The sequence below is a fragment of the Amazonocrinis nigriterrae CENA67 genome (assembly GCF_016056305.1).
Taxonomy (GTDB): Bacteria; Cyanobacteriota; Cyanobacteriia; order Cyanobacteriales; family Nostocaceae; genus Amazonocrinis; species Amazonocrinis nigriterrae.
In genome coordinates this window covers 52799-61302 of record NZ_JAECZC010000033.1, presented here as the reverse complement: position 1 = coordinate 61302, position 8504 = coordinate 52799, and the positions used below count along the sequence as shown (strand labels likewise).

General features: G+C 41.9%; 5 protein-coding genes. 4 read left to right on the top strand and 1 reads right to left on the bottom strand.

Annotated features, from left to right (window positions below):
• Positions 1-52 precede the first annotated feature (52 nt).
• From I8748_RS17815 to hetR, 4 genes are all read left to right on the top strand, one after another.
• The gene (locus I8748_RS17815; RefSeq protein WP_198125902.1) at positions 53-1387 is read left to right on the top strand and encodes an inorganic phosphate transporter; all 1335 of its coding nucleotides are present in this window, start codon (positions 53-55) and stop codon (positions 1385-1387) included.
• A 41-nt stretch (positions 1388-1428) separates the two neighbouring features.
• Positions 1429-1590, top strand: a complete 162-nt coding sequence (locus tag I8748_RS34640; protein WP_214662630.1) for a hypothetical protein — start codon at positions 1429-1431, stop codon at positions 1588-1590.
• Between the two features lie 492 nt (positions 1591-2082).
• On the top strand, positions 2083-4437 hold the full coding sequence (locus I8748_RS17810; protein ID WP_198125901.1) for a DMT family transporter: 2355 nt from the start codon (positions 2083-2085) through the stop codon (positions 4435-4437).
• A gap of 1169 nt (positions 4438-5606) precedes the next feature.
• Entirely contained in the window at positions 5607-6506 is a 900-nt protein-coding gene (hetR, locus tag I8748_RS17805) for a heterocyst differentiation master regulator HetR (RefSeq protein WP_096557264.1), read from the top strand.
• A gap of 963 nt (positions 6507-7469) precedes the next feature.
• Here hetR and I8748_RS17800 read toward each other — a convergent pair.
• Positions 7470-8114 carry a hypothetical protein gene (locus I8748_RS17800; protein ID WP_225896460.1) on the bottom strand — a complete coding sequence of 215 codons (645 nt, stop codon included), beginning with the start codon at positions 8112-8114 and terminating at the stop codon, positions 7470-7472.
• Positions 8115-8504 lie beyond the last annotated feature (390 nt).

The following is an 8504-nucleotide window of genomic DNA, read 5'->3' as shown; positions in this document are numbered from 1 at the left end:
CACCTCCCCATCTCCCCTCTTCCGGGTCTCCCCCCTCTCCCCAAACATCAAAATGACAATTACATTACTTATAGTTGCTCTACTAGCCTTTTACGTTGCTTGGAATCTCGGAGCTAACGACGTTGCTAATGCGATGGGAACCTCAGTAGGTTCCAAAGCCATTACTCTAAGACAGGCAATAATTATTGCCGGAATATTAGAGTTTACGGGTGCAGTATTGTTTGGGCAAGAGGTAACGGAAACCTTGGCAACTAAAGTTGCTAATCCTGCCTTATTTGCCGCCACACCTCAAATATTAGTTTTGGGGATGGTGACAGTACTACTATCGTCTGGTATATGGCTGCAAATTGCTACCTCACGGGGTTTACCTGTATCTTCTTCTCATGCGGTTGTCGGTGCGATCGCTGGATTTAGTTGGGTAGCTTTAGGAGTGGGTGCAATTGATTGGTCATCGATTGGCTCGATAACCATCGGCTGGGTTTTAACGCCGATTATCAGTGGTGCTATTTCTGCTTTGTTCTATAGTCAAATCAAGCACTGGATTTTGAATCAACCTAATCAAATACGACAGTTAAGAGAATGGATTCCCTGGTTGAGTGCTGTTTTACTAGGGGTATTTGGTGTAATTGTGCTACCCTCCCTCACTCAACCACTAACCAATTTTTTGCGGGATCAAATAGGATTAACCATACCTCCTCACGACATCTCCTTATTAACAGGTGCAGTAGCAGCAGTTGGACTCACCGTTATCAGTTGGCGACAACTCGATCATATGGAAGCAGGGGTGCAGGGGTGCAGGGGTGCAGAGGAGCAGGGAAGTGAGTTTTCCCCAATTCCCAATTCCCAATTCCCAATTCCCAATTCCCGATTCCCTAATGCCATTGAAAGTTTATTTGCCCGCTTTCAAGTACTGAGTGCTTGTTTTGTGGCTTTTGCTCATGGTTCTAATGATGTTGGCAACGCGATCGCTCCTTTGGCTGCGATCGCTTACATTAATCGTACTGGGAGCGTACCTACCGATGGGATCAACACTCCCTTGTGGATTTTAATCTTGGGCGGTGCTGGTATTGTCGCTGGTTTAGCCATCTGGGGAAAAAAAGTCATTGCCACCATTGGCGAAAACATCATTTCCTTACAACCTAGCAGTGGATTCTGTGCTGAACTCGCAACCGCTACCACCATCCTACTAGCATCCCGGTTAGGTTTACCCGTCTCCACTTCCCACGCCCTTGTTGGCGGTGTAGTGGGTATTGGATTGGTGCAAAATATCAATTCAATTAAATTTCAAACTTTAAAAGGAATTGCAGCCGCATGGCTAATTACAGTTCCCTTGAGTGCATTACTCAGCGCTGCCATCTTCAGCATCGCCCGGATTTTTTTCCTTTAAACTCAGCTAACTAGCCCTCATGAACACCTATACCAGAAATCATGAAACTTTACTGGCTCCTAACTCAGCAATACCATGCATCCTTTGACTGCGACCCCCGACGCTCCTACGTCGCTAACGCTACGCTAACACCGCAGAAGCATCTACAGCACTCAGCACTCAGCACTCAGCACTGTTTTGCAGAATCGCTGTTAATTCACTAAAATATTGTGCAGGAGATAGTAATACTTTTAATTTCTGTAAATGATTACTTTAATCTCCATTAGAGATATATACTGTTTCACAAGTTACATTCTGTAAAAATTTAGATATAGATTTAAAAACTCCAGTAACTCAGTTTTAGCAAGGCATCGATTTGCAAGACTTTGACAATTAGTATTGCTACAAAAATCATAAGTATTTATATTAGGTGAGATATTTTCTCCCAGAAAAATCTCACTTGAAAACGAAAGATAGAAATAAGACCGATGGACTGCTGTCTGTGATGTTGAAGATAACACAGCACATTAAGCTGTGGAGAGCATAAATTTATATACTTTGCCAACCTGTGTTCAGCATGACAGAATTACGTTGATATGCGTAGATCCTGCTAAAACTTTTAGATTATCTGACAAAATACAGGAAACTTATGTATGAGTACCAAGCAAGTTTACGGGAAGCAGCTTTATCGTCAATTTGTTAGAGGTTAGAAGCTAATGGGGCGATTTGAAAAGCGACCAGACAACCCGCGAGTCAGAGGTGAGCTATCCAGAACAGCAGAGACCGCTCTGTGGGCTATTGTGGAGGATTTGGAGAATCTCCAGCAGAATGTACTGAGATCTTTGCAGGAAGAAATAAAACGGCTCCAAGGGGAAAAAGACCGTTTAGCTGTTGAAATTCAACAGCTCATAGAGGAGAAAGAACACCTGCAACATGTGCGACAAATTACTGAGCAGCAAGTATTAATCCGTCAGCTAGCAGAAGCTTTGGCGAAGCACATATGCTCCCAACTGCAATCATCACTGACGACTCTAGCTAGCCAAGTCATAGAAACTAGCTCCCAAGAACGAGCTGCACTAAGTTCAGCCCAAAACTCTAAGAACTCCACCATCCAGAACAATGAAAATACTGAACAACTACTCGGTACTCTGGATGATACCCTGACCATCGCCTTTAATTCGTTGCAACAGGAACTGAAGAATTATCAAAGTGATATCTCGCAACAGTTGTCACGGATGTACAGCCAACAACAACAGGGAGAAGCAATTCTAGAGCAGTTCACTAATAACCTGCGTGAAGAACTCACAAAAACACTTAAAGAAGCTTCAAAAGCAGCAGTAATATCACCAACCACTGTGGTGCAACCTTCTGAGCAACCAGCACAGAGTTCCCCACAAACAAAACCAGCGTCGGTACAAATAGTCACAGTATCACCGCCAACTGTATTGCAACCTCTTGAACAACCACAAGAGAGTTCACCACAAACAAAACCAGAGTTAGTAAAAGCAGTAACATCACCAAATACTGTATTGCAACCTCCTGAACCACTACAAGAGAGTTCACTACAAACAAAACCAGAGTTAGTAGAAGCAGTAAAATCACCAAACACTGTATTGCAACCTCCTGAACAACCACAGGAGAGTTCACCACAAACATATCCACTTTTAGCAGAAGTCACAAAAAGCACTGCTGAACCGACTACCAATATTTCTCAGGAATTATCACAGAGCAATACTGAATCCTCGCCTTCTGTGTCCGAAACCGTACTTGCAACTGTATCTGAACCAATTTCAGTACTGAGTAGGGACTTGTCGGAGGACGAGACGACATCAGAAAAACCCAAGGAAACGGTTATCGAGCCAACTAGTGTTAGTCCCAAGAACTCGTCTGGCGAGAATAAACCCCCATCTGTCCAGAAAAATACTAAAGAACCGATTTCTGTACTGAATAGGGACTTGTCCAACAGTGGTACTAAATCCCCGCCTCCTGCACCAGCAACCAAGCCAAGAAGGACATCTTCACCACCGCGATCGCTTGGAAGTTCAACGTTGTCACCAATTCAGATAGGTTTCTTGTTGGTGGTGTTATCAACAGTGCTGACATCGCTTTATAATGTTGCTATCAAACAGATGTTTTACCAAGCCTCCGAGATAGCGGGAGTGATGGCGGAGGGTTTAATATCACCAACTTTGGGTAATATTTTCCTGATTTTAACTTTACGGTTAATGGTGGTTGTGCCGCTAATGATACTGCTGGCTCCCATCATGTATCCCCAGGTCTGGCAAGACTTACAAAATTTAATTACATCAACACGGAGTAGTTCTACTCCTGGTAATGCCAAAAATCAGCAGAAAATTTTGCAGCTATCCATCGCCAGTGGCTGTTTTTTGTTTTTATCTCAAGTGTTAATCTACCTAGCCATTGGTCAAATCGCCACTGGGACAGTGATCGCGCTATTCTTTGTCTATCCGCTGTTTAATGGACTTCTGTCTTGGTTCCTGTTCCGCGATCGCCCGAATTCCTTCCGCGCCATTGCGATCGGCTCTATTTTCTGTGGGGAATTGCTGGTATTCGGAAGTTCTGTGAGTAGCGGTATCGAGAATATTCCCCTAGCAGCCACTACAGCAATTTTCGCCGGTTTGGCTTTCGCCTGCTACGTGATTCTGACAAGGATGTGTGCTACTAAAGTACATCCAGTGTCTTTCACTTTAATTAATTTTTCTACCATGTTGGCGTTGAGCTTTATCGGTTTAATGTTGCCTTTGCCAGAAACCTGGAGCCTGATAGTTGAACAATCTAAATTGCTTGAAATAGTCTTAAGTGCTTTTATTTTGGGTGTACTGACTCTTTCTAGCTACGTATTCAATCATGTGGGAATTGGCAAACTTGGGGCATCACGAGCCGCGATTATTGGTGCAGGCGTACCAATTTTAACCGTAATTTTTGCGGGTCTGATGCTTCAGGAAACTTTGGATATTGTACAGATTTTGGGAGTCTTGTTTGTAACTTTCGGAGTCGCAGCTTTCAGCTTTGAAAAAATGCGATCGGGAGTGAAAGCATCTAGTCAATAACATTAAATGACGCATAGCAGCAAGCCTCAAGTCATAAAAGTTAAAAGTGTAACGTTAAAAGCAGAGCTTGATCTTTTAACTGTTCACTTTTAACTTTTAAATTTTTACTCTCGATGACTAGTCCAAAAAGCCAGTCCCAAAGAAAAATTTTTACTACCATGTATGAAATTGGGCATTGGGCATTGGGGAAAAGAATTTATCGTTGTCTTCCTCTTACTCTTGGCTTTCCTTGCCTCTGATAAATGTGACCACAAGTATTGCTGGATCAGGGCTAATACAGCCACACTACAATTTGTTACAAATGAACAGCTGGGAAAAGTGATTTCGTGAATGAACATAAGCCGTTGATTTGATCTGTATCATAGCTTTCTTATTTGTTCTTTTAATGCCAAAGTCTGACTGAAATTTTGCTTTTTCAGATCTAGGGAAATATCAGCAAACCTTAATACTTGGTTGTATATAAAGTATTTAAATAATAATTACCAAAAAATTAAAAATAGATTACTTCATACAAAATTGACAAAAAGGCTGTAAAAATGGAATATCATACTATAAAAAGACAAAAGGTATCCTGAAGTTGGAATCATCTGCCTTATTTGAAGTCTATGATTGCCCTTATAGCAAACTACTGATACTGCCGATAAATCACCGTAATCCTTGGGCAGTATAGTGGTTAAAACCTTCCTAGTGGAGCTAATCGGTGTGATCAAGGTGTAATAGTGACTTCTACCTCAGCCGTTCCCAAACATCTTTAGACTTTGGGAATATATTTAAATTCCAATGAGATCTGCCTGATGTGGGTACCTAGCCAAAATAGTTTTCTCATTGTTGCTCGTAAAGGGTGGGGAAAACCCGGATATCGCAAGAAGTCTTTGTAGAGTACTAGTAAGAAGCACAAAGGTTGCTTGTGATTTTATGAAGTCACAATTGAGGAAAGCTGATGTTATTTGATGATTTTCCGGTCAGATACAAGTCAACTTTCACAAAAAACACAAGATTCTGGGTGTACGCCAGAAAATACGGAGGTGAACGATTCTAGCTAATAAACATTTCAGAGTTAATGCGTGATAAACAGCCTGGAGTGAATAAATTGCCTCCATTCGGGTGTATGCTACTTACTTTCCTTTGACTAATAATCGTGTAAACTTGCTATCCAAATAATTTGTAATATGAGTAACGACGTAGATCTGATCAAACAACTCGGCCCCAGTGCGATGGATCAGATTATGCTTTATCTGGCTTTTAGTGCCATGCGGACAAGTGGGCACAGGCATGGGGCATTCTTAGATGCAGCAGCAACGGCAGCTAAATGTGCAATTTACATGACCTATCTAGAGCAGGGACAAAACCTGCGGATGACTGGGCATTTGCACCACCTAGAGCCAAAACGAGTCAAAATTATCGTTGAGGAAGTCAGACAGGCATTAACAGAGGGTAAATTGTTGAAGATGCTGGGTTCTCAAGAACCTCGGTATCTGATTCAGTTGCCCTACGTTTGGATGGAAAAGTATCCTTGGCAACCAGGGCGATCGCGCGTTCCTGGTACAAGTTTAACAAGTGAGGAAAAAAGACAAATTGAGCAAAAATTACCGAGTAATCTACCCGATGCTCAGTTAGTCACATCGTTTGAATTTCTGGAATTGATTGAATTTCTGCACAAGCGATCGCAAGAAGGCTTACCACCTGAGCATCAGATGGTTTTAAGTGAAGCCTTAGCAGAACATATCAAGCGCCGTCTGTTATATTCAGGCACAGTCACCCGTATTGATTCTCCTTGGGGAATGCCTTTCTACGCTCTGACTCGTCCTTTTTATGCACCAGCAGACGACCAAGAGCGTACCTACATTATGGTCGAAGACACTGCTCGGTATTTCCGGATGATGAAAGATTGGGCAGAACGGCGACCAAATGCCATGCGTGCTTTAGAAGAACTGGATATCCCACCAGAGAAATGGGATCAGGCTATGGAAGAATTGGATGAAATTATCCGTGCTTGGGCAGATAGATATCACCAAAGTGGCGGCATTCCAATGATTTTACAAATGGTTTTTGGCAGGAAAGAAGACTGACAATTCAACAGTCAACAAATTAATTCCTCGCCATTTTTGTCTAAATTTTTTCCCAGGTAAAACGCTCTTAAAATATAGTAGTTGGCGAGATGAATACCGACTATCCAACAACTGCAACGGGCAGTTTATTGCCATACATATGAAGAGGTGCAGCTTGTGTTCCTACCTCAATGAGCAATATTTGTCCGTTGCCATGCGCTTCAGTAAAGCATTAGGCTGGTACTGATACCAATTCGTAATTAAGAAAGTCAGATTTAATCAGAGCTTCGACAGTTTATATTTGAAATCTGTTACTTTGTTTTGGAAAATTGGTATGAGTTCAGGAAGCTGGCTATTTAATTTTTAGACTCATAGGACTTACGTAAGAATCCCTCAAACCCTCATGACTTTTTTTCCTCTGCGGTATCCTGCGGAAACTCACTTCATGTCTAGGTTTTTCCGTGCTACAACAGTTATGGAGGCTAATTGATACAGTACTTACAAGCTATAGTCGAAAGCTGATTTAGCTGTAGCGGCAATTAATGAATTGCTGCTACAACTTGTAATCTTGCGTAATTTCTATATTAGCAGAAACCTTCCGCTTAGCAGTACAAAGACTCCATCCATAGTGATTTACACCAACCCTTAATCACTTCCTCACAAAGGCTGAGAGGTAGTTTTTTGTTAGACAAAATTGGGTGAGGTTTTTCGGAATTGATTGCTAATTGAATGAACTCGGTATCAAATGATTACAACAGTTTCAAATTAATTAGGACTTACGCACTCGTGACGAAAAACCTAAGCTTTTGCGATTACAACGCTAAGCTCGTAATGACGTAAAATTGTAGTCCATGCGTAAGCCCTGTTAATCTGACAGCAATAGCGTCTCTACTCTGCCTTATTTTTCAGCGGTAGGTGAGTGAAAAAATCTCCCATCGACTAAATAAAAAACTCAGATTGCAGTCAAAGTAGAACAGCAAGAATTTACTGGCTACCTGGAATCACAGGTAGTGGATTAGTCTCAACATTGGGACTAGATTCCGTAGGGCTTTGAGATGGTGATAATGTAGATGAAGGTGTAAGACCACCAATGCGATCGCTACCATCAATACAAGTATCCAGTGCTGGAGTGGGTTCTAGTTCTTTGATTTCACCACGCAAGCCCACTACACACTGAGCAAAACGTGTAGGCAACAAACTACGACCACAATAATTTAAAACTGCTGGGTTAATTGCATTTTGAGTATTCTGACTAATGTTAACTACACAGTAGCCATAATCCAAAGGACGGCGAGCCTGGCTACAATAAGAAAGGGCATCCGTAGCAACAATTTGTGTCTTCTTCTTAATATCAACCACGCAGGTAGCCAAATCCCTTGGACGTAGTGAAGTTGCACAAGCTTCTGATATTGCTTGTGTATTCACCCCCTCGGTATTCGTCAAGATTCTGCCTGCACAGACACGGTAATCATTGTTATAGCGGGCGGTGATAGCTATACCTGGGGCGATCGCAGCTAGCCATCCAGCTATAGCTAATACTGGTACTGTCAGCCGAATTGCCCTATTCGTAAACCTTCCAGTAGAACTACCTTGTGGGGTTCCACCTCTGCTAATTTTTGTTTTGGACATTGCCATTCTCCAAACACCCAAGGTTATGCTAACTCAAATATGCATCAACTCTTTGGCAAAACAGGAAATTTCGGTTGGCTGATAACTGATGACTGATGAAACAAACACTTTCAAACCCCCACTCCCTACTCCCTACGTTTCTTGAAAGCGGGTGCGAATTGCTCACTACTGAAATATTATGCCCATAACATTAAAATTTGATGAAGAAATTTATGATTTTTGCTAATTAAATTATGATTTGTTGGTATTTATCGAAAAATAGGGTTTAAAACCTTGCCCCTCTAGAGCGACTCTTTGATAAAATGGAGAATCGGTCTCTAACTGTGAGAACGATGAGGAAACAGGTTTAACGTCCTACTCCGTGATCTCAAAATTCCTGTCTGTCAATGG

Bases quoted from the DNA above. Each gene is read 5' to 3' on its own strand.
- I8748_RS17810 (WP_198125901.1), top strand. From the start codon at position 2,083: ATGGGGCGATTTGAAAAGCGACCAGACAACCCGCGAGTCAGAGGTGAG.
- hetR (WP_096557264.1), top strand. From the start codon at position 5,607: ATGAGTAACGACGTAGATCTGATCAAACAACTCGGCCCCAGTGCGATG.
- I8748_RS17800 (WP_225896460.1), bottom strand. From the start codon at position 8,114: ATGTCCAAAACAAAAATTAGCAGAGGTGGAACCCCACAAGGTAGTTCT.
- I8748_RS17815 (WP_198125902.1), top strand. From the start codon at position 53: ATGACAATTACATTACTTATAGTTGCTCTACTAGCCTTTTACGTTGCT.
- I8748_RS34640 (WP_214662630.1), top strand. From the start codon at position 1,429: ATGAAACTTTACTGGCTCCTAACTCAGCAATACCATGCATCCTTTGAC.